The following is a 25,116-nucleotide window of genomic DNA, read 5'->3' as shown; positions in this document are numbered from 1 at the left end:
TCAGGGACCGGTCGTGCCGGTGCCGGCGGCCGGCAGGGGAACGTCGGCAAAGGCCAGCCGCGGCACCAGCAGCAGCAGGCCCGCGGCCAGGAAGCCTGTTGCCGAGCACACGGCCCACACCGTGAGGTAGCCCGAGAGCGGAGCCGCCGTCTGCAGCCCCGCACCGCCGGCAAGGGCATCAGTTGCCGCGCTCATCAGCGCTATCCCGAACACCGCCGAGGCAAAGGACCCGCCGATGGTTTTGGTGGTGTTTGTCAGTCCGGTCGCCATCCCGGTGCGGTTGAGCGGCGCCGCGGCTGCCGCGGCGGAGGGCAGCGCGGCGACGAGGGCTCCCGATCCCAGGCCGGCAACGACCATGTTGGTCAGGGTCTGCGCCAGCGAGTCGTGGAAGGGCAGGAAAAGCAGATACCCGGTTCCCACCAGTGCCGCCGCCCCGCTGAGGGTAAGCCGCGGCGTTGTGAACCGCGAAACGACGGGGAAGAGCAGCGCTCCGATGAGCACCGACAGGACATAGGACCCGATAATCACGGAGACGCTTCCGGCGTCGAGCCCCAGCCCGTAGCCGTGCACCTGGCTGTCGGTGCGCGCAAACGTGGACATGGGGGCTTGGGCGCCCAGGACGGAAATCCCGAACAGGCCGGCGGTGAGCTGGACGGGCCACATGGTCTTCTCCTGCAGCATCCGGAAGTCCACCAGCGGGTCCGGCCGGCCCAGTTCCCAGCGCACAAACGGCACAAAGGCAGCCGCCCCCGCCAGCAGGACCGCCCAGACCCACCAGGTGCCGGGGCCGTTGATCCGCAGGAAGCTCAGTCCAGAGGTCAGCAGCAGCAGTCCGACGGCGAGCAGCAGGAATCCCCCGGTGTCCAGGACGCCGCCGGCGCGCTCCTGCGCCCGGGTCTCGGGCACGCCGAAGTGGACGGCGGCGATGCACAGTGTCACTGCCGCCGCGGGGACCATCAGGGTGAGCTCCAGCCTGCCGGCGAAGAGCTCCACCAGCACGCCGGCGGCCAGTGCGCCCGCGATCACGCCGAACTGCAGGGCTCCCACCAGCAGGCCCGCCGCCTTGCGGGTCAGCGCGGCCCGTCCCGGGAGTGCGGCGGAGCGGCTGAAGATCAGCGCAATTTCCAGCGGAAGCCAGACAACGTAGAAGCCCTGCAGCGACCAGGCCGCGAGAAACGTCCAGAAGTCCGGGGCGAAGGCCACGCCCCAGGAAGCAGCCGCGGTCAGCACGGTGGAGACCAGCAGGATTCGCTTGTGCCCGTAAATGTCGCCGAGTTTCGCCAGGACCGGGACTGCGAGCGCGCTGAGCATCAGCTGGGCGGCTTCGAACCAGTTCACGTCGCCGTCGGCGATGTCCAGGTTGCGGGCGATGTCCGTGAGGATGGGGGTGTAGTACCCCTGCAGGATGCCGCTGGTGATCTCGACCAGGGCCAGGAAAAACACCACCGGCCCCAGCGAGCGGAGGCCGCGGCGGCCGACGTCGGCGGCGGCAGTCACTGCCCCGCCCCGAGGCTGCGCAGCAGCCGGGTGTAGAAGACGATGCCTTCCCCGAACGTCTTCACCCCGAGGCATTCGTTGTCGCCGTGGACGCTGGCCCGTGCCTGCCGGTCCATCCGGAACGGGGCGAACCGGTACACGGCGTTGCAGATGTCCGTGAAGCGCCGCGAGTCGGTTCCGCCCAGCATGATGTAGGGCGCCGGGACGGCATCGGGAAAGACGTCCGTAATGGTCTGCGCCAGCAGGGCGAACTGGTCATTGTCCGTTGCGGACACCGGAGAGGGTTCATTGCCTTCAACCACGCGCAGGGATACGGACGGGTCGCGGATGATCCGTCTCAGGCGCTTGATGGTTCCCTCCACCGTGTCCCCCACGGCGACCCGGATATTGGCGTTGGCCGTGGCCCGGGACGCCAGGACGTTCGCGGCACTGCTGCCCTGCAGCTGCGTCACCGCCACCGTGGTGCGGGTCAGCGCTTCCGACTCTCCGCCCATGCGGGCCAGGATCCTGGTGAGCGGAGCCCGGAAGAAACCCATATTCCCGAAGACCAGGCCCGCCGGAAAGCGGGCCGCGGGTGCCAGCCGTCCGAACATTTCGACCGTCGGACCGGGCAGGGCGGCGGGCAGCGGATTCTCGTCAAGCCTAACGATCGCCCGGGCCAGGCGGGCGGTGGCACCGCGGCGGTGCGGCGTGGACGCGTGTCCCCCGGGGTCCTCCGTGGACAGTTCCACGTCAAGGATGCCCTTTTCGGTGACACCCACCACTGCCACCGGGCAGTCCACGAAGGGAAAGGCCTGTGTTGCCACTGCTCCGCCTTCATCCAGGACCATCCACGGACGGATGCCCCGGCCTTCCAGCAGCGCCGCAGTTACCCCCGCGGTGGTGCCTGATGTTTCCTCGTTGTTCCCGAACGAGAGGTAGACGTCCCGTGCGGGCGTGAAGTCCTCCGCCAGCAACAGTTCAACGGCCTGCAGGATTGCTGCCAGGGAGCCCTTGTCATCCAGGGTTCCGCGGCCCCGGATCATGCCCTCGGATATCTCTCCGGAGAAGGGCGGATGCTGCCAGGCCTCCGGGTGGGCCACGGGGACGACGTCGTAGTGGGCCATCAGCACCAGCGGAGCGCCCGCGGCCCCGGCACCGGTTCCGGAACTGCCCGGGGCATCGCCGCGGCCGGGCTCGGCTTTCCAGTGGTAGAGCAGCCCGTAGCCGTTCACCCGTTCCAGGCCGAGGTGCCGGTGGACCAGGGGAAACAACTCGGGCAGCGCCCGGATGAAGCCGTCGAACTCACCGATCTCGATGTCCTGCGGCTCCCGGGAAGATACGGTCCGGTACGTGATGAGGCGGGAGAGTTTCGGAGCGGCAGCCGCCCCGGCTTCCGCTGCCGCGCCGGCACGCTCTGATCCGGTGGTCTTCGGTTTCATGCCCCGAGTGTAACGGGGGCCACACCGGCGGCGTGAGACCCGCCGAGGCGTCCCACTGCGGCAACGGCACCGGCCACCGCCTCTGCCGCCTGATCAATCTCGCGCTCGCCGAGGGCTGCGGTAAAGGTAAACCGCACGGCGGTCTGGGCGGTTTCCCGGTCCAGTCCCATGGCGGTCAGCACAGCGGAGGGTTCATCGGAACCGGCGGCGCAGGCGGAGCCGCTGGAGCACAGCACCCCGGCCCGTTCCAGTTCCAGCAGCACCGCTTCGCCCGAAGTCCCCGGAAAACAGAAGGATGCATGGCCGGGCAGCCGCTCAGTGCGGTGCCCGGTGAGGCGGGCACCGCGGACCCGGTGCAGCACGGCGTCGATCAGGCGGTCCCGCAGCGCTGCCGCACGGCCGGCGCCGCCCTCCCGTTCCGCTGCCGCCAAGACCAGCGCTGTTGCCATTCCCACCGCTGCCGCCACGTTCTCCGTGCCGGATCGCCGGCCGCGTTCCTGGCCTCCGCCGTGCAGAAGCGGTTCAAGGGCCGTCGCTCCGCGAAGGTACAGCAGCCCGGTGCCCTTGGGCGCACCGAGCTTGTGGCCGGACAGGCTCAGCGCGTCCACGCCCAGGCCGGTGACGTCCAGGTCCAGCCATCCGCCTGCCTGGACGGCGTCGGTGTGGAACGGCACCGCGGCTGCACGGCAGTGCGCGGCGATCTCCCGGATGGGCTGGACAGTGCCCACTTCATTGTTCGCGTACATCACGGAACACAGCACCGTGGCAGGGGTCAGGGCGGCGGCAGCCTCCGCCGGATCCACCCGTCCGGCGGCATCCACAGGCAGCAGGGTCACGGTGAAGCCGTGCCTGCGCCGCAGATACTCCAGCGATTCCAGCACCGCGGGATGTTCGACGGCGGTGGAGACGACGTGCGGCGCGCGGCCGTTTCCGGCGGCCCCGGACAGGCGGTCGAGCCCGGCCAGGGCCAGGCCCTTCACCGCCAGGTTGTCCGCTTCGGTTCCCCCGGAGGTGAAGATGATCTCCGCCGGCCGGCACCCCAGCACCGACGCCGCCGCCTCCCGGGCCGACTCCAGCGCCCGAGCCGCGGCCTCCCCAACCGAGTGGCGGCTGGACGGATTGCCGAACCCGCCGGTCAGGAGGGGCCACATGGCTTCCAGCACTTCTCGCCGCGGAGGGGCGGTGGCGGCGGAGTCCAGGTAGATCACACCAGGTCCAGCCCCAGGTCCAGGGCGCGGACACTGTGGGTCAGGGCCCCGGCGGAAATAAGATCCACTCCGGTGGCGGCGATCTGCGCCACCGTTGCCAGGTTCACGTTTCCGCTGGCCTCCGTCAGGGCACGGCCGGCAACCAGTTCCACGCCCAGGCGGAGGTCTTCCGGACTGAAGTTGTCCAGCAGCACGGTGTCAGCCCCGCCTGCGAGGGCTGCTTCGATCTGGTCCAAACGGTCCACCTCCACTTCGAAGTGCACCGTGTGCGGAAGCCGCGCCTTGGCCGCCGCGAGCGCCTGCGCCAGGTCCAGTCCGCCGGCGGCAAGCAGCGCCAGATGGTTGTCTTTCGCCATGACGGCGTCCGAGAGGCTGAAGCGGTGGTTATGCCCGCCGCCGCACCTCACGGCGTGCCGTTCCAGGATTCTCAGGCCCGGAGTGGTCTTGCGGGTATCGGTAATCCGCGCGGCGGTGCCTGCGGCCCGGGCGACAAAGGCCGCCGTCAGCGTGGCGATGCCGCTCAGGCGCTGGGCCAGGTTCAGCGCGACCCGTTCCGCCGTCAGGACGGCACGGGCCGGGCCGCTGATCTCAGCCAGGACGCGTCCGGCGTCGAACGGTTCCCCGTCGCGGACCCGGAAGTGCACTGCTGTTTCCGGTGACACCAGGCGGAACGCGGCCTCGATCACCTGCGTTCCGCAGAAGACGCCGGCTTCCCGCGCGGTCAGGACGGCCGAGGCCCGCGCGTCCCGGGGAACGAGCAGCTCGGAGGTCAGGTCACCCCACGGTGCGTCTTCGGCGAGCGCAGCGGCAACGATGCGGTCCACCGCTTCCTGCGGCACGGGCACCGGCACGGGATCTGCGGCGTGCCGGGCCGGCGCAGTGCCGGGTGTGCTGTCGTCATCCAGTGTGCTCCCTTCCTGTCTGCTGTCATCCGGTGTGCTGTCATCCGGTGTGCTGTCATATTCGGTATCGGGTGCGGTGTTGGGGCTCTTCATGGATCCGGTTCCGTTCGTGGGGCTCAGTGTGTGGGGCTCAGCGGGTGGGGTGCAGAGCGCGGTCCGCCGCTCGGGCAGCCGATCCTGCAGCCGCTCCGCCAGCCGCTCCGCCGGCGGCGGGGAGCCCGGACTGCGCGGTCTGCGCATCAGTCCGTGCGTCGGTCCGTTCGTCGGTCCGGTAATGCGCGCCCACGGATTCGGTGCGCCGGGCCGCAGCCGCCAGGAGCTGCCCGGCGCAGGTGAGCAGGTTTGCGTCCTCCGCCGTTCTGCGGTCCGTTGCAGGGGCGGAAATTTCCTGCTGCCACCGGGCCACACACGCGGAAGCCGCACTCAGTCCGCCGCCGCTGCGAAGGATTCCGGCATGCCTGGACATCAGGTCCTGCAGGGCCGCACGGCTGAACGGTACCGCGGTCTCCTCCCCCGCACCGCCGGTCGGCGCCGCCGGCGGGCAGGCAGCGGCGGCCTGCGGACCCGGCCTCCCGGGGGCCGCAGAAAACCCCCCGGTGCGGCCGTCCGCCGCGGCGGCTGATCCCGCCCGGGCGCCAAACACCAGGCCCTCCAGCAAAGAATTCGAGGCCAGGCGGTTTGCCCCGTGCACCCCGGTGCAGGCACACTCCCCGGCGGCGTACAGCCCGGGAACCGAGGTGCGGCCCCGGAGATCCGTCGACACCCCTCCCATCCAGTAATGCGCGGCCGGGACCACGGGCAGCAGGTCACGTTCCCAGTCCAAGCCGTGGCTCCGGGTCAGCGCGTCCAGGGCCGGAAACCGCCGGGCCAGATATCCCGGTCCCCGGTCAGCGGCAATGCCTGTGGCATCCAGCCAGACGCGGGATTCGCCGCTCTCCCGGAGGTAGGCGCTCACGGCCCGGGACACGACGTCGCGCGGAGCCAGCTCGGCATCGGGGTGGACCGCTGCCAGGAACCGGCTGCCGGCGGCGCTGCGCAGTACGGCTCCCTCCCCGCGCACCGCTTCGGAGATCAGCGGGTTTCCCGGCACATCGAGGGACGTCGGATGGAACTGGAAGAACTCCAAATCCCGCACTGCGGCTCCGGCCCGAACCGCCAGCGCCACGCCGTCACCGGTTGCCGAGTCCGGATTGGTGGTGTGTGCGTACAGGGCCCCGGCTCCTCCGGCAGCGAGAATCACCGCATCGGCCGCCAGGTTCCCGGCCCGTCCCCGCTGCAGCAGACGCACCCCGGTAATCCGGCCCTGCTCCTGCAGCAGCCCGGTGGCAACGGCCGGTTCCAGAATGGTGATCCGCGGTTCCGCCGCCGCAGCCCGCAGCAGGACAGCGGCGATCCCCGCGCCGGTGGCGTCTCCGTTAACGTGCAGGATGCGGCGGGCCGAGTGTGCCGCCTCCCTGCCCAGCGCCGGCGCACCGGCCGGTCCGCGGTCAAAGGGCGTACCCAGGCGCAGCAGATGCTTGATCTGCCCGCCGGCCGCCGCGCACATCACGCGCACCGCTTCGGCGTCGGCCCTGCCGGCCCCGGCAGCCAGCGTGTCCGCGACATGTGCCTGCACGGTGTCTCCGGGCGCCGCCGAACCGGGCACCACGGCAGCAATCCCGCCCTGCGCGAGCCAGGTGTTGGTTTGCTCCACCCCGTCCTTGGCAAGCACCGCCACGGTAACCCCCGGATCCGCCTGGACCGCACCCAGCGCGGCCGCAAGGCCTGCGATCCCGCTGCCGACGACGACGATCAAGGGTGCGCCGCCAGCATCCGTTCCAGCGCGGTCCGGGCCGGCACGGCGACGTCCGCGGGAACCGTGATCCGGTTCAGCACTTCTCCCCTCACCAGTCCTTCCAGGACCCAGGCCAGATAGCCGGGGTGGATCCGGTACATGGTGGAACAGGGGCAGATCACGGGGTCCAGGCAGAAGATCCTGTGCTGCGGATACTGCGCGGCCAGGCGGTTGACCATGTTGATTTCGGTACCCACCGCAAAGGTGCTGCCGGGCGGGGCCGCGGCAACGGCCTTGAGGATGTAGTCGGTGGAGCCTGCTTCATCGGCGGCGTCCACCACGGGCATGGGGCATTCAGGATGCACAACCACCCGTACATCCGGGAAATCCGCGCGCGCCTTGGCGATCTGCGCCACGGTGAAGCGTTTGTGGACGGAGCAGAAGCCGTTCCACAGCAGCACCCTGGCTTCCTGCAGTTCGGCGGCCGTGTTGCCGCCCATCGGCAGGCGCGGATTCCACAGCGGCATCGCTTCCAGGGGGACCCCCATGGCCTTGGCCGTGTTCCGGCCCAGATGCTGGTCGGGAAAGAACAGCACCCGCCGGCCGCGTTCAAAGGCCCACTCCAGAACCGCGGCGGCGTTCGAGGAGGTGCAGACAATCCCTCCGTTTTCCCCGCAGAACCCCTTCAGCGCGGCTGAGGAATTCATGTAGGTGACCGGAATGACCGGCAGCATGCCGTCGTCGTCCGGCTCCGAGCCAAAAAGCGCGGTGAGCTGGTCCCAGCACGCCGCCACCGAATCGATGTCCGCCATGTCCGCCATCGAGCAGCCCGCAGCAAGGTTTGGCAGCACCACGGCCTGGTCCGGGCCGGAGAGCAGGTCTGCGGTTTCGGCCATGAAGTGGACGCCGCAGAAGATGATGGCTTCGGCGTCGGGCTTCGCTTTGGCCGCCTTCGCCAGCTGAAAGGAATCGCCGACAAAGTCGGCGTAGCGGATGACCTCATCACGCTGGTAGAAGTGGCCCAGGATCACCGCCCGGTCGCCGAGCCTTTCCTTGGCGGCGAGGATCCGCGCATTCAGCTCGGCATCGGAGGCCAGCCGGTATTCCTCCGGGAGGCCGCCCTGCCGCGGGGTGGACCGCGGCGCGGGATCATGCATGGACGCGCCGGGCCCGTAGTCCGGCAGCGGGACGCCGTCGAATTCCCAGGGCGGGAGCACCAGGTCCGGCGCGCAGGTCGCCGTGGACGTCTGCCCGCGTGCTGCCTCCCCGGCCGTGATCAGCGCAACCGAAGCGGCGACGCTGGGAGACGGGATTCCGGGTTCTTGCCTCATGATTCACTGCTTTCGTTGCTGCCGGCGGGATGGGACTGGGGTGTTGCTCCGGTGTACCGATAGAGGCGCGGAGGCCGGTGCCGGCCGCCCTGCACGTAGTCGTCCGTCGCCTCGATGTCGGGGGCCGAGCGCAGCTGGCGGCGGAAGTTGCCGGGTTCGAGCTCCCGCCCGAGCACCGCTTCATAGACCTCACGCAGCTGGGCCAGCGTAAAGGTCCGCCCCAGGAAGGCGTAGGCAATGGAGCCGTACTCCATCCGGTTCCGGAGGCGCCAGAGGGCGTATTCCACGATTTCGTTGTGGTCAAAGGCCAGGTCCCCGGGGCGTTCGGCCGGAAACCACGCCACGTTTTCGTCCCGGGGCCTCAGGGCGGCCTCATCGGGCTGGACAAGGGCCCAATACACAATGGAGACCACCCGTGGCGACGGCGACCGGCCGGTCCCGCCGAAGGCGTACAGCTGCTCCAGGTACTGGGGGGCCAAACCGGTGGTCTGCGCGAGGTTGCCGGCGGCGGCTTCCTGCAGGGATTCCTGTGCTCCGAGGGGCCCGCCCGGCAATGCCCATAATCCGCCGAAGGGTTCACGGACGCGCCGCACCAGAGGCAGCCACACCGCCGGACGCCCGGTGACGGGGTCCGGGCGGAGCGCGAAGATCACGGTGGAGATGGCGAGCGAGGGAGGCTGCCGGGCGCGTTCTGAGACGTTGCCGTTCCCGTAGACATTGTGCTGGTGAACCACGTGGGTGTTGTCCGTCTCTCTCCGGCCCGGCTGCGTCCCGCGGACGCGGAGCGAGTAAAAGTCAGGATGACTCTAACTCATGTCGGCGGAAATACTGCGGTCTGCGTCACATTCGGCCGCGGCGGAGTTACGGGCGGCCCGACCGGGGGTTCTATCCGCAGCGGATTATTCGGAGGCGGCCTGAAGCAGCGGCAGGGTCCGGCCTTCAAAATGAGTGTTGAGCACAATCACCGAGGATGAGCGCACAATGGTGCGGGTGGCAACCATGTCATCTATGACGCGCTGCAGGTCGGAGTTGGACCGGGCGGCCACCCGTGCCAGCAGGTCACTTTCACCCGAGACGGTGTGGACTTCCTGGATTTCGGGGATCTCTTCCAGTGCCCGGACGACGGCGGCGTGCCCGGCATCCTGGCTGATCGTCAGGGAACAGTAGGCCACCACCCCGTACCCCAGGGCGGCAGGGTCCACCCTCGGGCCCCAGCCCGAGATGACCCCCAGCCGCTGCATCCGGTCGAGCCGCGCCTGAACCGTGGCACGCGCCACCTGAAGTGTGCGCGATGCCTCCAGCACCGACATCCGGGGTTCGTCGGTGAACAGTGCAATGATGCGGGCATCCAGAGCGTCGGTAGCCATTTTTAACCTCTCCTGCACAGCACCCAGCTGTGCAAACTGTAAGCATTCTGACATTAACGCTCTACATTCCTTCTAGTCGGCACCCGCGGCATAGGATGGATAGGCCACTTCATGGCAATCCCCCAACTTCAAAGGCGCCATTTCCATGACCACCCGAACGTCCGCAGCCGGTTCTTCCGGATCAGGCACCCCGCTTCCGGCGGCACCGCCCAACGTGCGGAAGATGCGCCCCCGCCATCTGGTGTTCATGAGCCTGGGCAGCGCCATCGGCACCGGGCTTTTTGTCGGCTCCGGAGCCGGCATCCAGGCCGCCGGACCGGCAGTCCTGCTGTCCTTCCTTATTGCGGGCACCATGGTCATCCTGGTCATGAGGATGATGGGCGAGATGGCTGCCGCGGATCCCAGCAGCGGCGCCTTCTCCGTGTATGCGGAGAAAGCGCTGGGCCGGCCGGCGGGCACCACCATCGGATGGCTGTGGTGGCTGCAGCTGGTCATCGTTATTGCAGCCGAGGCCACTGCTGCGGCAGCCATTGTTGCTTCCATGTGGCCCGGCTCCGAGCAGTGGGTGCTGGCTTTGGCCTTCATGACCCTGTTCACGGCCATCAATCTGGGAGGGGTGGCGAGCTTCGGCGAGTTCGAGTACTGGTTCGCCCTGCTGAAGGTGCTCGCCATCGTGGCGTTCCTGGGCATCGGCATCGCGTTCATCGCCGGCTGGCTGCCCAACGTTCCGGCCCCCGGCCTGAGCAACCTCACCGGCAACGGGGGCTTTATGCCCCACGGCTGGAGCGGGGTCGGCGCCGGGCTGCTGCTGGTGGTCTTTGCTTTCGGCGGCACCGAGATCGTCGCCGTCGCCGCCGCCGACACCGAGAACCCCGAGACCAACATCGCCAAGGCCATCAGCTCAGTGGTGTGGCGCATCCTGGTCTTGTTCATTGGTTCGGTACTGGTGATTGTCACCATCCTGCCGTGGGACAGCGAAGCCCTCAGCACCGGCCCCTTTGTTGCGGCGCTGGCCGCCGCCCGGGTTCCCGGCGCCGACACCGTCATGGCCGTAGTCATAGTTGTGGCACTGCTGTCGGCGCTGAACGCCAACCTGTACGGGGCATCCCGGATGGTCTTCTCGCTGGCCGAGCGGGGCCGGGCACCCCGGTCCCTGGGACACAAAAGCACCAACGGGGTCCCCCGCGCGGCGGTGGCTGCCTCCGTCGCGTTCGGGTTCCTGGCCGTGGTGCTGAACTACCTGTACCCGGAGAAGGTCCTGATGCTCCTGCTGAACCTGGTGGGGTCCACCTGCCTGGTGGTGTGGGGCGTGTCGATCGTTTCACAGATCATCCTGCGCCGCCGCGCCGAGGCCGCCGGCAGGGAGCTCACCTTCAAGATGTGGGCCTTCCCCTGGCTGTCCTACTTCGCCCTGGCACTGCTGGCCGGCATCGTGGTGCTCGGGTTCCTGGATTCGGCGGTGCGTATCCAGCTGGTGGCGACACTGGCCCTGACCTGCGTGCTGGGCACGGCAGCGTGGCTGCTGGACCGCCGGACGTCACGCGCCGGGCAGCTCGACTAAAACCGGGCAGCTCGACTAAAACGGGCGGCTCGACCAGAGCCGGGCGGCCGGATCACTGTTGCTTAGCCGGTCACTGTTGCGTATCCGGGATTTTCCCTGTTTTCTGTTTCCGGATCAGGGTGTGCGTGCGCCCGGCTTCAGGACGTCTTTTTATCGGCCGCTTTTACCGATCCCGGTTTCGGGACGTTGGGCTTTCCGGGTTTTCCTGCTCCAGGCTTTTTGCCTTGCGCCCGGGTTTTATCCGGGTTTTATCCGGCTTTTCCTGCCCGCCCGCGGTCCACTCAGGAAATATATAAACTTTTTGCATTATTAGGCACCAAAAGCGGCCCCTTTGTCCTGCGAAATTACAGCCGGTTTTCGGGGGAAGACTCCAGCGGGCCAGCCCCAATAAAATCCGCCGGGTTTTTTCAGGTAAAGGCGAGGCCGGGGCCCGGACAACCCGCCAGCCCTCGGGGCTTCCACAGGTATTCCGGGCCCCGGCGCTGCAGTGGGCCCGCCGGCTCTGCTGATCCCGCCGGCGGCCTCAGCAACCCGCCGGGGCTACTGGCCCTTGCGCTTCTTGGGAATCAGCTCGTTTTCGCTGGAATTCTTGGCTCTTTTTTCTGCCCGCTTGTCCTTGATGGACTTGCCCGGCTTCTTCTCGTTTGAACCCTGTGGGGATTTACCTGACAATTTAGGCTCCTCTTAAAGAAACAACATCGATGACTCATGACCATACCCCGTAAAAAAATAAAAGCCAGTCCCGGCCCAAAAACATAAAATTCCCTCCCCGCCCGCCCCCTTGGCACCTTCAGCCCCGCTCCCTCCGGGAGCCGCGCACAAGGCGGGAAACGGAGTGCACTGCCGACACCCTGCGTGCGCCGGTTGAGCGGGTCGCCGGATTCGACGTACCGTGTCTTTCAGGTGACCCGGAAGACGGGGTTGCCCCGAACGTCGACAGCGTCGTCTTCGGGATCCAGCGAGTATTGGAGTATCGACGTGGCACAACCCGCTCTCCCCCTGCCCGAGCTCGATGAAGGCGGCACCGCCGCGCCGGACGGGGAGTAGGCCATGGAACTCAGGACCCGCACCGTCGAGGGCACCGATCCCCGGTTGTTCGCAGAGATCATTCAGCCCGAGGGCGGCCGCTCCGCCTCCCGGCCGGTGCTCCTGCTCCACGGCTTCGCCTCCTCGTCCCGCTTGAACTGGCACGATTCGGGCTGGGTCGGCGCGCTGACCGCCGCCGGCCGCACTGTACTTACCGTGGATCTGCCCGGCCACGGGAGGAGCGCCGCACCCGAGGACCTGGACGCCTACCGGCCCAGCCGGATCCGTGCTGACCTGCTGCAGCTGCTGATGGACGCCGGAGTGCTTCCGCTGGCCGCGGACAATCCCGAAAGCGGCGTGGACATTATCGGTTATTCGCTGGGCTCCCGACTGGCGTGGGAGTTTGGAGCAACGCAGCCGGAGCTGGTGCACCGCTTGGTCCTCGGCGGCGGGCCCGGAACCGACGACCCGCTGGCCGCGTTCGATCTGGACGCAGCCCGGGCGAACCTCGCCGGGACCGGGGAGATAACCGACGGCACCACTGCCGAGCTGCTGCGCATGGCCTCGCTTGTGCCCGGCAACAACCTGCCGGTCCTGCTGTCCATGGTTGAGGCTGTCCGGCAGGAGCCGTTTGTTCCTGCCGAGGCGGTGCCGGCCATGCCGGTGCTGCTGGTTGCCGGAGACCTGGACACCTTTGCGGCCGGCAACGCGGAACTGGCCGAGCTGTCCGGACAGGCGGAGCTGCTCCGGCTCCCGGGCCGAACGCACGTCAATGCCGTCACCTCCCGTGCCTTCAAGCAGGCCGCCGTCAGCTTCCTCGGGTAGCGCCCGTACCGGGGCCGGAGCCCACAGCACCAGGACACCTCCCGGCGCACCTCCTGGTGAGAAGGCACATATTACGTCTTGGTAAAGGCGACTCAGCCTGCAGGGAAGTGCCGGTGCCTCAGGATATGGTGGGAAGGTGAGCAGCGTAGGACCAAATTAATCAGGCTGCTGATTAATTTGGATTTACTGCGCTGCTCCTGCGTCCGGTGGTTAGCAACAGACCCGGACCCCTGCCAGTTACCTGTTTTTCGACACACCCTCTAGGGAGGACACCCGTGGATGTACTCCTTGGGAACCGATACCGGACCACCGAGCTCATCGGCACGGGCGGCGCTGCCTCCGTTTACCGCGCAGTGGATCAGAACCTTGGCCGCGAAGTGGCGGTCAAGCTGTTCCGGCCCAACGTCAGCGACGACGACGAGAACCGCCGCCAGCAGACTGAAACCCTCCTGCTGGCTACGCTGAACCACCCCGGCCTGGTCACTCTGCTGGACGCCGGCGTGATGCAGGACGACGACGGACCTGCCTCCACCTTCCTGGTCATGGAGCTTGTTGACGGCCCCGACCTGCGCCGGACACTGAAGTCGGGACCCCTGGGACCCACTGCCACTGCTTCGCTGGGGGCAGACCTCGCCGATGCCCTGAACTATGTGCACTCCAACGGAGTGATCCACCGCGACGTCAAGCCCGCGAACATCCTCCTGTACCCGCAGGCGGAGAACGATACCCGCCTGTACCCCAAGCTCACCGACTTCGGCATCGCACGCATGACCGAGGCAACCATCGCAACGGCCCACGGCGCCACCATTGGGACCGCCAACTACCTGAGCCCGGAACAGGCGCTGGGCGGAGCCGTCGATCCAAGGACCGACATCTATTCCCTCGGCCTGGTACTCCTTGAATGCCTCACCGGAGAAAAAGCCTTCCCCGGCCCGATCGTGGAGTCCGCCGTCGCCCGCCTGGTCCGTGATCCCGAGGTGCCCGCAGACCTCGGCTCCGACTGGGTGGAGCTGCTGCGCGCCATGACCGCCCGCACCGTCGAAGCCCGTCCCGATGCCCACGAGGCCGCCGCTGCGCTGCGTTCACTCGGATTGGAGGCGGAGGCGCCGGTGCTCCCTGCCACCGGTGCCGAGTCGGGCCCGGACGACGCCGTGACGGGCGGAGTCACGACCGGCAACATCTACATCCCGCTGCCGCCCTCACACGCTCCGAGCCTGGGCTAGGGCTCTCCGCCAGAGGCCCCCACACACAAAGAAGCCCGGACCGGGTGTTTCCGGTCCGGGCTTCTTTGTGTTCTGAGCCTGCTACTTGGATCCGCCCTCGGCGGATTCCTGGTCTTCTTCGGGCTCGAAGTTCGACGGTTCATCAGTGGACGCCGCGGCCACGCCGTCCTTGGTGTCGGGAATGGTGCCCTCGGGCCCCGTGGTGTTTTCGCCGTCCTTGGAGTGGTCCTCGTTGGCGTTCTTTTCGCTGCCCATGGTGGGTCTCCTCATCCGCTGCGGCTCCGCCGAATACTCCGGCGCTTGATTCGATACTAAGCCACCTGAGCGCCGACCCGACAGCCGGGCCGGCCGCAGGGGCCGTCTGTTCAGCTCCGCCCGCGGCGGGTAGCCACTGCCCACCGGACGCAGAGGCTCAGGATGAGCAGCACGACCGCCGCTCCCACCGGCACGAGGAACGCCGCCTGGTGGCCGGAGCTGTCGGCGAGGCGGCCGGCCAGTGCCGCGCCTATGGCGGTACCGGTGACTACTCCGCTGGCGAGCATCGTCATGACCGTTCCCATCAGATGCCGGGGAGCAACAACGGCTCCCATGCCGAAGATGCTGACCATGGTCGGCCCCAGGGGAATGCCCATGATGAAGAGCGCCACCAGCATGGTGGGAATGTCGGCGGGGAAAAGCAGGAGCACGGAGAATGCTGCCATGGCCGCGGCCGAGACCGTCCAGCGCGCAGCGGGCGTAAAGCGCTCAGGCCAGAACGCAACGGACAGAGCCGCCGCCGCGGAGCTGATGCCCATGACGGCATACAGCAGCCCGGCTGCGGAGGACACGTTGAAGACCCCGCCGAACGCGGTGAGGCTCGTCTGCGTGCCGCCGAAGAAGGTTCCCATGGCCACCATGCCCAGGACGGGCAGGGCGATCAGCAGCCAGTCGGCACGGGGGTGGACGACATCCTGCTCGGCCGGCATCCCGGCCTTTGCGGCGTCTGCGTCTCGTGCTGCACGGGCAGCCCGTGCGGCTCTGGCGGGCACGACAACCCGGACGGTCGGATGCACGGCGAATGCGCTGACCATGCTCAGCGTCAGGACGGCGGCGAGGGCCAGCGGCAGCCAGGGTGCGACGGCGGCGGCCAGCAGACCGACCAGCGCCGGCCCCAGCACGAAGCTGAGTTCGTCCGCGGTGCTCTCAAAGGACATCGCGGTGTCCAGGTCGCGGGCGCCGGCAGAGTCTCCGGACTGTTTGCGCTCGGTCATCGACATCCACCGGACGCGGGCCAGCGGACCCACCTGGGGGCAGGTGGCCCCCATCAGGAAGGCTGCGGCGAGCGCCGCGTAGGGAGTGGCTGCGTCGGGCAGCTGAAAGGCCATGTACAGGGTCAGTGCGATGGCCAGCGGGTTGACGACGGCGGTAGTCAGCAGCACGGGGCGCTGGCCGATCCGGTCGGCCATGTATCCGAGCACCGGCGCCCCCAGGGCCGAACCGATTCCGACGGCTCCGGCGGCCAGGCCGCCGGTGGCATAGGAGCCGGTGACGCTGGTGACCAGCGTCAGAGCTCCCACTGTCAGCATTGCCAGGGGAAGACGGGCCAGGAAAGCAATCGGGACAAAGCCGCGGCCGGCGAGGGAGAAGATGCGGGCGTACCGTCCGCCGGTTGCTGTCGCGGAGGTGTCCTGCGGTTCGGCGGGCCGGCGGTTGGTGGCGGGCTCGTCCGGAGAAAGCTCAGTGGACGGCGATTGCGCCGGGGCGGAGCTGTCCGGAGCGGGGTTCCGGGAGGTTGAAGGGGCAGAGGGAATATTGCTCAATGCGGTTCCAGACGTGTTTCAACGCGCATCGTCCCCCCTCCCGATGCGCCCGACCCGGCTACCCCGCTACTCTATCCGATTCCGGGCCCCCGCCGCAGTGATGTTCCTTCCACTGTCCGCCGGCCGGCGCTGCCGGCCGGCGGAGGCTCCGGGCCTACTCGCTGTCGCGCGTGGTCTGTTCCGCGAGGGTGTCCCAGAATGAGGTATCGGCGGAACGGATTGACCCGTCCGCAATGGCCCTTGCGGTTGCATCCAGCGTGGTGACGGTCTGTTTGATCAGATATCCGTTGCTCTTCTGGCCCAGGACAGCGGAGGGGTTGGTGTTGTCCGACATGCCGCGCATCTCGAAGAGCAGCGTGGAGATTCCGTACTCGACCGCAATCCCGTTGCGGCTGATCGTTTCAGCGGACCCTCCGACGTACCGTCCGAGATGCCCCCAGCCGGTCGGGTCGACGGCACCGAACACCACTGCGCCCAACTGCTTGGAGCCCTCGACCACGGCCGGATCCGCATTGGGCGTTGTCGGATAGAGGATCGATCCGGACACGAGCCGGCCGTCGCGTTCGCTTTGGGTGCCCTGGTGGTGCAGGTCAATCATGTAATCGACGCTGTACGCCTGCAGGACGTTCCGGTGCAGCGCCTGGGTTTCCGGCTGGAGTTTGGCCACGTGGTCGCGGTTCAGGTCCGTGCCGGTCGCGTTGGCCCGGGTCAGGGTCCGGCCGCCGTCTGCGATGTAGCCGTCCAGGGGAAAGTCGACATCGCCCATCGCGCCGTCGGGATTGAGCATGGGGACAACCAAGATGTTCACTCCGTCCAACACCCCTTTGGTTTTGCCGGTGCCGAGGTGCTTGATGAATTCCAGCGCCCCCTCGGTGGTCAGCTGCTCATTGCCGTGCTGCTGGGTCAGGTAGAGGATCGTGGGATTGTCCGGGTTGGTGATGTACTTCGCGAGATACAGGTCCCGGCCCTTGACGGACTGGCCGATGACTTCCAGCTCCAGCGCCGCTTGACGGGCGTCCTGTTTTTGAAGCTCCGCAACGACTTCGTCATAGGTCCGCAGGATCGAGGTGTTGATGGTCTCGTTCCCGCCGTAGTTGGGCCCCTCTCCGACGGCATAGGCGGGGGCTGCCGCTGTCCCGGTTGCCAGCAGCACGGCAAGCGAGAGTGCTGCGATGGATTTGGGTGTCCTCATGGTCGGTCTCCTCCAGGGGTGGGGTGCAACTGGTGTGAACGAAGTGAAACCCGACTACTTGGATGTGTCAATCTTTCCGGCCGCAGTCTTCTCTTCTGAAGCCCCCTCCTGTATAAGCCGTGTAACCCGCTCGTCAGACGCCCACCGGGTCGCCGGCGGAGAACCGCACCGAGGACCCGTTGCGTCCCTTGGTGATCTGCAGCTGCGCCCCGATGCGCTGTTTCATCTCGGCCACATGGCTGACGAGGCCGACGACCCGGCCGCCGTCGCGGAGCCCTTCCAATGCGTCCATGACCTGCTCCAGCGATGTCTCGTCCAGGCTTCCAAAGCCTTCATCAACAAAGAGTGTTTCGATGCTGACTCCGCCTGCCTCCTGCTGGACGACGTCGGCCAGGCCCAGTGCCAGTGCCAGCGACGCCATGAACCCCTCTCCGCCGGAGAGCGTGGAGGTGTCGCGGTGCTGGCCCGTCCAGGCATCGGTCACGTGCAGGCCAAGGCCCGCCTTCCTGTTGCCGGACGTGGAATCGCTGTGCACCAGGGCATACCGGCCCCCTGTCATGGCCGACAGCCGTTCGGTAGCCGCTGCCGCCACCTGCTCCAGGCGCGCGGCCAGTACGTAGGTGCTCAGTGTCATCTTGTAGCCGTTCTCCCCCAGCCCGCGGGCAGTCTCGGTGACCGAGCGGAGCAGCTCATGGCGCTGCTCCAGCGGGCGGATGCGTTCGGCTGCCTCGGCCAGCTCCTGTCCGTAGGACTGCAGGGCACGGGCGGAGGCTTCCAGGAGGCCCAGCTGCACGGAACACTGCGTGAGTTTCGTCTGGGCTGCCGACGCCGCATCGGATGCAAGCACCAGGTCTTCCTCCTCGGGGACGGGAAGCGGTTCGCCCCGTCCGTCCAGGGTTGCCGCCGACTCCTCGCTCTCGCGGCGCAGCGCAAGCCGCTGCCCTTCCTGCTCATATTCCGCCACGGTGAGCTTGTATGCTGCGGCCGTCTCGGCGTCCAGCAGTGCCTCCTGCAGCGCCTGGCGGGTCTCAAATTCCGAACCGGCCAGCTGTGCCGAAAGGTCCCGGTACGCTTCTGCCGCGTTCTCCCGCACTCCCGCCAGGTCCCCCAGTGCACGCTGCGCCGCTGCCACCAGCGTGCGGAGACCGGCGAGGCAGTCAACCCGTTCCGCCAGCGAGGCGAAGCCGTCCCGTGCTGCCTCAACCCGTCCGCTGAGATCGGCAATCCGGCGCTCCGCCGAGACGCACTGTTCGTCGGCCTGTGCGGCGGCAACCAGGGCAGCCGATTCCTCCTCGGCCAGCTGCTCGAGCCTGAGGGACAGTTCCGAACAGCGGGCCAGTGCCTCTCCGAGTTCCCGGCCGGCCTCTGTTGCCAGGTCCAGGGCCGCGGCCGCTGCGGCTTCCGCCGCGCCGGCAGTTTCTGGATCTCCGTCACCGCCCTGGATCCGCAGCTCCGCCAGCCGGCGGTTTGCTGCCTCCGACTGTTCACGGGCAGCTTCATATTCCTGCTCGGCTTCCGCGGTGAGCAGCCGGGCCCGGTCCTCGTCCTGCTTCGTGACGGCGCTCTCGCCGTCGGGCAGGACAGCGGGGGCAGGGTGTTCGGCGCTGCCGCAGACAGGGCAGCCCTGCCCGTCCTCAAGCCGCCCGGCCAGCTCGGCGGCAGCCTGTTCCAGCCGGAGCTGGAGTTTCTCCTGCCATTCCTGGCGCCGGTCCTGGTAGGTTCCGCGCCGGTCGGCAGCGGTTGCCGCAGCGGCTTCCGCGTCCCGGACCGCCACGGCGTACTCCCCGATGGCCCGGGTCAGGGCGCGTGCCCGGTCCAGCTCTTCCGCTGCCGCTTCCCGGCGCGATGCCCGCTCCCGCAGGGATTCCAGATCCCGGGCGAGTTTCGCCTCTTCGGTACGGAGCAGGGCGGCTGCGGATCCTGCGGCCGCGGCGGCGGAACGCCTGCTGCGGGCGCGCTCGGCGGCGGAGGCAAGTTCCTCCTCGAGCTCGCTGATGCGTTTTTCCTCAGCGAGTACGGCTTCGGCTGCTCCCAGTTCGGTGGTGAGGCTGGTGTCTGCGGCAGCCAGGGCTGAGGCAACAGCGCGCTCTTCTTCCTGCTGCCCCTCCGGTCCGCCGTCAGCTGCGGTCTCAGCAACCTCGGCAAGGCCGTAGGCCTCAGCCCGCGGATGGGCAGCCAGCTTCGCGCGGGCCTGCCCTGCGGCCTCTTCCCGGAGCTGGAGCTTGGCGTCGGCAGTGTCTGCAGCCCGGACGTACCCGGCCAGCGCCTCCGCCTGGCTGTGCCGCGCCAGGGCAGCGCGCAGGGGTGTGATCTCCGGCAGACGCTGTGCGTGGGCCTGCTCGTCGCGTTCGAGCTGCTGCCGGGCGATGCCGCGGGCGCGGCGGTGTTCAAGATCCTGCCGGGCGGCCTCCGCTTCCGCCAGGGCGGCAGCCAGCGCCGTGCGTTCTTCGCGGGCCGCGGCGGTCCGAGCCGTCAGCGTGCGGCGGAATTCCTCCACAGCTGCGGTGTCGGCGGCCGTCCCGCTGCCCTCCGCGGGCTCCCCCTCCGCAGCTTCGGCATCGTCCCCGCCGTCCGGGCCAGAGCCCTCAGCCCAGCGCTGCATCTCGTCCCGGGCCCGGCGCAGCACATGCTCCGCTTCGCCCCGGGCGTCCTGCAGCTCGCGGGACGCCGCGGCGAGATCCTCCTTGAGCTGGTCCTCGATCTCTTCGAACCTGGTGGTGCCGAAGAGCTTCTGCAGCAGCTCGGCCCGGGTTTTCGCGTCAGCCCGCAGGAAGGCGGCGAAATCACCCTGGGGCAGCATGACCACGCGGGTGAACTGTTCCTTGTCCATGCCCATGAGGGCCAGGATCTCCGCGCCTGCTTCATCGTTGCGGGCGGATTTTGTCACCCATTCCCCGTTCACAAGCTCGCGCAGGGTGGTGTGCGCCTGTTCGAGCACCGTTTTGCCGGTGCCGCGTTTGGCCGGCCGGTCCCACGCCGGGCTGCGCACCACTTCGAGGCGGCGCTCCCCGGAACTGAATTCCAGCAGTACCTCAGGGGCCGTGTCCGGTGCCGCGTGGTCGCTGCGCAGCCGCTTCGCCGACTGCCGGGCACCCGGAACGCCGCCGTACAGGGCATAGCAGATGGCATCGAGGATGCTGGTTTTGCCGGCGCCGGTGGGCCCGTTCAGGAGGAAAAGACCATGGGCACCGAGCTCGTCAAAGTCGATGATTTGCCGGTCGGCAAAGGGACCGAAGGCCTGGATTTCGAGCCGGTGGATCCTCACTGGGCCGCCTCCGCAGACTGGACCTTGCTCAGGACATCGGCAAACAGCTGTTTCTCCTGCTCGTCGGCCTGCCGGGACCGCACGTGGTCCAGGAAGCCGCAGCAGATCTCCAGGTCGTCAGTGGCCTTGGCCAGCCGCTGGCTGTAGGTCTGGCCGGCGGCCCGCGGCCCCGAGGCCGGTTCGAAGGTCAGGACGAGGGTGTCGGGAAAACGGCTGCGAACCGCTTCCATGGCCTTGGCCGGGCGCTCGTCATCCGTCAGCGTCACCTGGCAGTAGGCGGTTTCGGCCTCCGCCAGTGCCGGGTCCGCGAGCAGTTCGGCCAGTGGGCCCCGAAGGACCGCAAGCCGGCGGGGTGCCGGCCACAGGACCGGATCCACCGACACCAGCCCTTCGCCGTCGAATTCCACCAGCAGCCCGCCCTTATCCTGGCGCGCTTCGGAGAAGGAATACGGCAGCGGAGATCCGCTGTACCGAACCGAACGGCTCAGCTCCTGCCGGCCGTGCAGGTGGCCCAGCGCGGTATAGGCGAAGCCGTCAAAGAGATCCAGCGGAACCGCGCCCACTCCCCCGACGGTCAGGTCCCGCTCGCTGTCCGAGGTGATCCCGCCGCTGGCAAACACATGGGCCATGGCCACGGGCTGCACCGGGTGGCCCGCTTCGCTCCGGTGCTGCACATCCGCGGTGATCCTGCGGACTGCTTCGGCCACGACAGCGGCATGGTGCGGGACGTCGACGCCGAGCTCCGGGGCGGCCAGCCGGGGTTCCAGGTACGGAATGCCGTACACGGCCACGGGCGTTCCGCCCGTTTCAAGCAGGACCGGTTCCGCGATTTCGCTGATCCGGGTCCTCAGGAACACGCCGCCGCGTTCAAAGATGCGGCTGCCGAAGCCCAGCCGGGCCGCCGAATCGTGGTTTCCGCTGGAAAGGATGACCTTGGCTCCCGCGGCCGTAATTCTCTCCAGCGCCGAATCCAGCAGACGGACGACGTCGACTCCCGGCAGTGCGCGGTCGTACACATCGCCCGCGATCAGGACGGCGTCCACTTCCCGGCGGCGGACCGTCTCCACGAGCCGGTCGATGAACTGCTGCTGGGCGCTGAGCATCCCCACGCCGTGGAAGGAGCGGCCCAAATGCCAATCGGAGGTGTGCAGTATTCGCATACTCCTAAAGCTACCTTCCGGCACGGACACTCCCCGGCCACCGCCGGCATGACAACGCCCACCCCCTTCTGCGGCGGAGGCCGCAGAAGGGGGTGGGCGCGTGTCGGTGGTGCCGGTGGTTAGACCGTGCCGGACGGCTTGCCGCCGCCGGTCTCGTCGTCCCCGTCGAAGAAGCCGCGGGCTTCGTCGTCGCGGCGAGTGTCGGCGGTGCGCGCCGGGGCTCCCGGCCGCTCGGCGGCCGGCCCGGTGGCCGAACCCGCAGCGGGAGCGCCAGCCTTGGCTGTCTCCGCGTCAGCGTTCAGGTCTTCGGTGCCGTCGACGGCACCTGCGTCCATGTCCGCTTCTGAATCTGAATCTGACTCGTCCCCGGCTGCTGCATCAGCAGCGCTGAGGTCGATGCTGCGGTAGATCAGGCCCGTTATCAGCGCACCGAGGACGGGAGCGGCCCAGAACAGCCAGAGCTGCTCCAGGGCAGTGCTCTCGGCGAAGAAGGCAACAGCACTGGAGCGTGCGGGGTTGAGCGAGCCCCCGGTGATCGGAGCCAGGAAGGTCAGCAGGATGGCATAGGTCACGCCTACGGCAAAGGCAGCGCCGGCCAAAGCCCTGCGCCCGGACGTTGCGCCGAGGAACACCGCGGTGAGCAGCACGGCACCGATGACTTCGCTCAGCAGTCCGCTGGCCAGCGGGAACTGGCCGCCGGACTGCTCGCCGTAACCGTTGGACAGGGCGGTGAAGACCATGCGGGTATCAGCGAGCTGGGGCACACCCTGGATCACGACCCACAGGATGGCGACGGCCAGGACGGCACCGATGAGCTGCGCGACGATGTAGACCGGGAGGGCCTTCCACGCGGTGCGGCCGGCTGCGGCGCTGGCAATGCTGATGGCCGGGTTGAAGTGCCCGCCGGAGACGTAGCCGAAGGCCACCATGGCTGCGGCAGCGGCAAGGCCAACACCCATCGGGGAAGAGACACTGCCTGTGGCGCTGAAGAAGGCCAGGCCGACACCGACGAAGACCAGGAAGAACGCTCCCACGGCCTCTGCGGCGCTGCGTCCCACCAGCCCGTAGGTGTGCAGGCGCTTTCGGGGTGCGGTTCCTGCGGCGGGGTGCGCTGCACGCGCACCGCCTGCGGAAATGGGCTCGGCATTCATTCGCAAAAAGTGTCCTCTTTCTAGGTGTTGTGGCACGGCGGCGTTCCCTGCAGGGAACCCCGCCGCAGGCCCGAAGCGGTACATCATGCGTCGGGCAAACTCACCCAGCTTGCCATTGGAGGCTGGGAAGATACTGAAGACTCGCCCTGCCGGGGAGGCTCGATATGCTGGAGCGGTGAGCCTTAACCCTGAAAATCCGCCTGCAGCAGACCCGTCTCCGCAGGAAAACGACCCATTCCCCCATCTTCCCCGCCAGGGACAGGCAGGAAAAGTGTTTGGTGCCCTGCTGGGCGGGGCATTGGGAGATGCCCTTGGATACGCCGTCGAATTCTCCGGCCTGGCGGACATCCGGCACAGCCACGGAGCGCGCGGGCTTTCGTCCCTGACGGACCTGCCCGCGCCTGTTCCGTTCTCCGATGACACGCAGATGACGCTGTACACGCTCGACGGACTGCTCGAGGCCCTGGAGTGGGCCAACGCCGGGGTTGGCGCGGATGAGACAGCCTGCCTCTGGCTTGCCTACCTGCGCTGGCTGAAAACACAGGGCGTCCCGCTGGATCCCGGGGCGCCGAATCCTCCGCTGCGCTGGATCGACGGGCAGAGCGTGCTGCACCACCGGCGTGCTCCCGGAAACGCCTGCCTCTCGGGATTGTCCGGACCGGACATGGGAACTAAATACCGCCCCGTCAACCCCGAGTCCAAGGGATGCGGAACTGTCATGCGCTCGGCGCCCTTTGGCCTGCTGCCGTATATGGAGCCGGAGATGGTGTACCGGCTCAGCGAAGATGCCGCCGCCCTGACGCACGGGCATCCCTCGGCCCTGCACAGCGCCGCCGTGTTCAGCGTGCTGATCCATGACCTGCTGCCGCCGGAGGCGTCACTTCAGGAGGCAGCCGACGCCGCGGTGGTCCGGGCGCAGGAGAGCGGAGTGCCGGAGCTGGCGGCCCGTCTGGCCGCCGCCGTCGACCTGGGCCGTTCCGGGCCCGTCTCCCCCGAAGCGCTGACCGCGGCCTTGGGCGAGGGATGGGTTGCCGAAGAAGCCCTGGCCATCGGCCTGTACGCTGCGCTGGCAACCTCCGGCGCGGCCACCCCGCAGGAGCATTTCAGGGCAGCCGCGGTCCTGGCCGTAAACCACGACGGCGACAGCGATTCCACCGGATCGATCACGGGAAACATCGTGGGCACGCTGCACGGCGCCGCGGCCCTCCCCGGCGACTGGCTGGACGTGCTGGAGGGCCGGGAGGTCATCGAGGAAATGGCGCGCCGCTTCCTCGCTGCCACCGGCGCCTAGCTGTCCCGGCCGGCTAGCTGTCCCGGCCGGCTAGCTGTCCCGGAGGCGGCTAGCTCTCCCGGCCGGCTCCGGCCTGCCAGGTGCCGCCGAGCATCTGCAGGAACTCCCCCTCGGAGAGAACTTCGATGCGCTGGCCTTTTCCGTGCAGGTCCAGGACCCGCCGGGCCTTGCCGGTGAGGACTCCGTTGCGCAGGTCTCCGGCTTCAAAACCGTCGCCCATCACGAGCATGGTGGTGGCGCGGGTGACGTTGGAGGCCGGACGCGCACCAAGTTCCGCCGCTGAGTTCTTGGCGGTCTGGCGGGACATGCACAGGTTTCCGCTGAAGACCACCGTGTGGCCAAAGAGGGGGTGGCGGGAATCGGCCAGCGGGTTGGGCAGCGGGTTTTCCCCTTCCGAGGGCCAGCCGGACCAGCCGGTTGCAGCAGCCTTGGCCTCCGAGCCGGTTCCCCGCTCCAGCGCGGCACGGGTCGCCTTGGACAGCGGGTCGACACCGGGAACGTACGCCTCAAGCCGGGACGGAACCATGCCCTGGAGCGCAAAAAAACCGGCCATGTTTCCGGCACCGCTGCGCCGGACGATGTCGAGCATGATCCCGGCGCAGGCGCGGGCGTCCTCGACGGCGTCGTGGTGGTTCTGCAGCGGCACCCCGGCCGCCTCCGCCGCAAACGGCAGGGAGTGGGAGACCAGGCTGTACGTCCGGCGCGAGTGCACCACCGAGCAGGTGTAGTCGTAGGCCGGCCCGGGCAGTCCGGAGACCTCCAGAGCGGACCGGATCACTCCCATGTCGAAGGCCGCGTTGTGGGCCACCAGCAGATCCGCGCCGATAAAGGCGCCGATTTCGGGAAACAGCTCGCCAAAGCGCGGGGCTCCGGCCACCATGTCCGCTTCAATGCCGTGGATGCGGATGTTGCGGCGGTCGAAAAAATCATGTCCCGGCGGCGGACGCATCAGCCAGGAGGCTTCGTCGACGACGACGCCGTCCCGCACCTTGACCAGTCCAACCGAACAGGGCGAGCCGCGGAATCCGTTGGCCGTTTCGAAGTCGATGGCCGTGAATTCAATTCCCACGCGGTGTTCGGTTCCTTAAACGATGAAGCAGGCAGACAGGGTAAAACAGGTGGA

General features: G+C 68.2%; 20 protein-coding genes. 4 read left to right on the top strand and 16 right to left on the bottom strand.

The annotated features are described in order from the left end of the window. From WKB88_RS06420 to WKB88_RS06385, 8 genes are all read right to left on the bottom strand, one after another. Entirely contained in the window at positions 1–1,497 is a 1,497-nt protein-coding gene (locus WKB88_RS06420; RefSeq protein WP_341393695.1) for an MFS transporter, read from the bottom strand. After that, the gene (locus WKB88_RS06415; RefSeq protein ID WP_341393694.1) at positions 1,494–2,918 is read right to left on the bottom strand and encodes a M20/M25/M40 family metallo-hydrolase; all 1,425 of its coding nucleotides are present in this window, start codon (positions 2,916–2,918) and stop codon (positions 1,494–1,496) included. Before WKB88_RS06415 ends, WKB88_RS06420 begins: the two co-directional genes overlap by 4 nt. After that, entirely contained in the window at positions 2,915–4,126 is a 1,212-nt protein-coding gene (locus tag WKB88_RS06410) for a cysteine desulfurase family protein (RefSeq protein WP_341393693.1), read from the bottom strand. Before WKB88_RS06410 ends, WKB88_RS06415 begins: the two co-directional genes overlap by 4 nt. Further along, a complete protein-coding gene (nadC, locus tag WKB88_RS06405) occupies positions 4,123–5,121 on the bottom strand; it encodes a carboxylating nicotinate-nucleotide diphosphorylase (protein ID WP_341393692.1) in 999 nt (332 codons plus the stop codon). The genes WKB88_RS06410 and nadC overlap by 4 nt, the downstream gene beginning before the upstream one ends. Before the next feature lie 37 nt (positions 5,122–5,158). Beyond that, a complete protein-coding gene (gene nadB, locus WKB88_RS06400; RefSeq protein WP_341393691.1) occupies positions 5,159–6,823 on the bottom strand; it encodes an L-aspartate oxidase in 1,665 nt (554 codons plus the stop codon). Then, positions 6,820–8,133, bottom strand: coding sequence for a quinolinate synthase NadA (nadA, locus tag WKB88_RS06395; protein WP_341393690.1), 1,314 nt, complete (start codon positions 8,131–8,133; stop codon positions 6,820–6,822). The genes nadB and nadA overlap by 4 nt, the downstream gene beginning before the upstream one ends. Then, positions 8,130–8,867: an NUDIX hydrolase gene (locus WKB88_RS06390; RefSeq protein WP_341393689.1), complete on the bottom strand. Its 738-nt coding sequence runs from the start codon at positions 8,865–8,867 to the stop codon at positions 8,130–8,132. Before WKB88_RS06390 ends, nadA begins: the two co-directional genes overlap by 4 nt. A gap of 165 nt (positions 8,868–9,032) precedes the next feature. Next, complete coding sequence (locus tag WKB88_RS06385; protein ID WP_341393688.1) at positions 9,033–9,500, bottom strand: Lrp/AsnC family transcriptional regulator; 468 nt, start codon at positions 9,498–9,500, stop codon at positions 9,033–9,035. Positions 9,501–9,645: 145 nt separating this feature from the next. On the opposite strand from WKB88_RS06385, the gene WKB88_RS06380 reads away from it, so the two are divergent. Further along, positions 9,646–11,061, top strand: coding sequence for an amino acid permease (locus tag WKB88_RS06380; protein WP_341393687.1), 1,416 nt, complete (start codon positions 9,646–9,648; stop codon positions 11,059–11,061). 540 nt (positions 11,062–11,601) lie between these two features. Here the strand turns inward: WKB88_RS06380 and WKB88_RS06375 are convergent. Continuing rightward, positions 11,602–11,733 carry a hypothetical protein gene (locus WKB88_RS06375; RefSeq protein ID WP_341393686.1) on the bottom strand — a complete coding sequence of 44 codons (132 nt, stop codon included), beginning with the start codon at positions 11,731–11,733 and terminating at the stop codon, positions 11,602–11,604. Positions 11,734–12,111: 378 nt separating this feature from the next. Between WKB88_RS06375 and WKB88_RS06370 the strand changes: the two genes are divergently transcribed. Together WKB88_RS06370 and WKB88_RS06365 are read left to right on the top strand one after the other, a co-directional pair. Continuing rightward, entirely contained in the window at positions 12,112–12,912 is an 801-nt protein-coding gene (locus WKB88_RS06370) for an alpha/beta fold hydrolase (RefSeq protein ID WP_341393685.1), read from the top strand. A 275-nt stretch (positions 12,913–13,187) separates the two neighbouring features. After that, complete coding sequence (locus WKB88_RS06365; protein ID WP_341393684.1) at positions 13,188–14,135, top strand: serine/threonine-protein kinase; 948 nt, start codon at positions 13,188–13,190, stop codon at positions 14,133–14,135. An 81-nt stretch (positions 14,136–14,216) separates the two neighbouring features. Here WKB88_RS06365 and WKB88_RS06360 read toward each other — a convergent pair whose 3' ends face one another. The 6 genes from WKB88_RS06360 to WKB88_RS06335 form a co-directional block, all read right to left on the bottom strand. After that, positions 14,217–14,390, bottom strand: coding sequence for a hypothetical protein (locus WKB88_RS06360; protein ID WP_341393683.1), 174 nt, complete (start codon positions 14,388–14,390; stop codon positions 14,217–14,219). Between the two features lie 110 nt (positions 14,391–14,500). Then, positions 14,501–15,934, bottom strand: a complete 1,434-nt coding sequence (locus WKB88_RS06355; RefSeq protein ID WP_341393682.1) for an MFS transporter — start codon at positions 15,932–15,934, stop codon at positions 14,501–14,503. A 154-nt stretch (positions 15,935–16,088) separates the two neighbouring features. Further along, a complete protein-coding gene (locus tag WKB88_RS06350) occupies positions 16,089–17,126 on the bottom strand; it encodes a M14 family zinc carboxypeptidase (protein ID WP_341393681.1) in 1,038 nt (345 codons plus the stop codon). Positions 17,127–17,259: 133 nt separating this feature from the next. After that, complete coding sequence (locus WKB88_RS06345) at positions 17,260–20,391, bottom strand: SMC family ATPase (protein ID WP_341393680.1); 3,132 nt, start codon at positions 20,389–20,391, stop codon at positions 17,260–17,262. Beyond that, positions 20,388–21,551 (bottom strand): exonuclease SbcCD subunit D, encoded by a 1,164-nt coding sequence (locus tag WKB88_RS06340; RefSeq protein WP_341393679.1) that lies wholly within the window; start codon positions 21,549–21,551, stop codon positions 20,388–20,390. The genes WKB88_RS06345 and WKB88_RS06340 overlap by 4 nt, the downstream gene beginning before the upstream one ends. A gap of 119 nt (positions 21,552–21,670) precedes the next feature. After that, positions 21,671–22,702 carry an aquaporin gene (locus tag WKB88_RS06335; protein WP_341393678.1) on the bottom strand — a complete coding sequence of 344 codons (1,032 nt, stop codon included), beginning with the start codon at positions 22,700–22,702 and terminating at the stop codon, positions 21,671–21,673. 175 nt (positions 22,703–22,877) lie between these two features. Here WKB88_RS06335 and WKB88_RS06330 point away from each other — a divergent pair, with 175 nt between their 5' ends. After that, positions 22,878–23,993 (top strand): ADP-ribosylglycohydrolase family protein, encoded by a 1,116-nt coding sequence (locus WKB88_RS06330; RefSeq protein WP_445818877.1) that lies wholly within the window; start codon positions 22,878–22,880, stop codon positions 23,991–23,993. A 49-nt stretch (positions 23,994–24,042) separates the two neighbouring features. Here WKB88_RS06330 and WKB88_RS06325 read toward each other — a convergent pair whose 3' ends face one another. Next, positions 24,043–25,062: an exonuclease domain-containing protein gene (locus WKB88_RS06325; RefSeq protein WP_341393677.1), complete on the bottom strand. Its 1,020-nt coding sequence runs from the start codon at positions 25,060–25,062 to the stop codon at positions 24,043–24,045. Between the last annotated feature and the right edge of the window lie 54 nt (positions 25,063–25,116).

It is taken from the genome of Arthrobacter sp. G119Y2, assembly GCF_038069765.1.
Taxonomy (GTDB): domain Bacteria; phylum Actinomycetota; class Actinomycetes; order Actinomycetales; family Micrococcaceae; genus Arthrobacter_B.
Note: the sequence above shows the minus strand (reverse complement) of the source record. Positions and strands in the feature narration are given on the sequence as shown.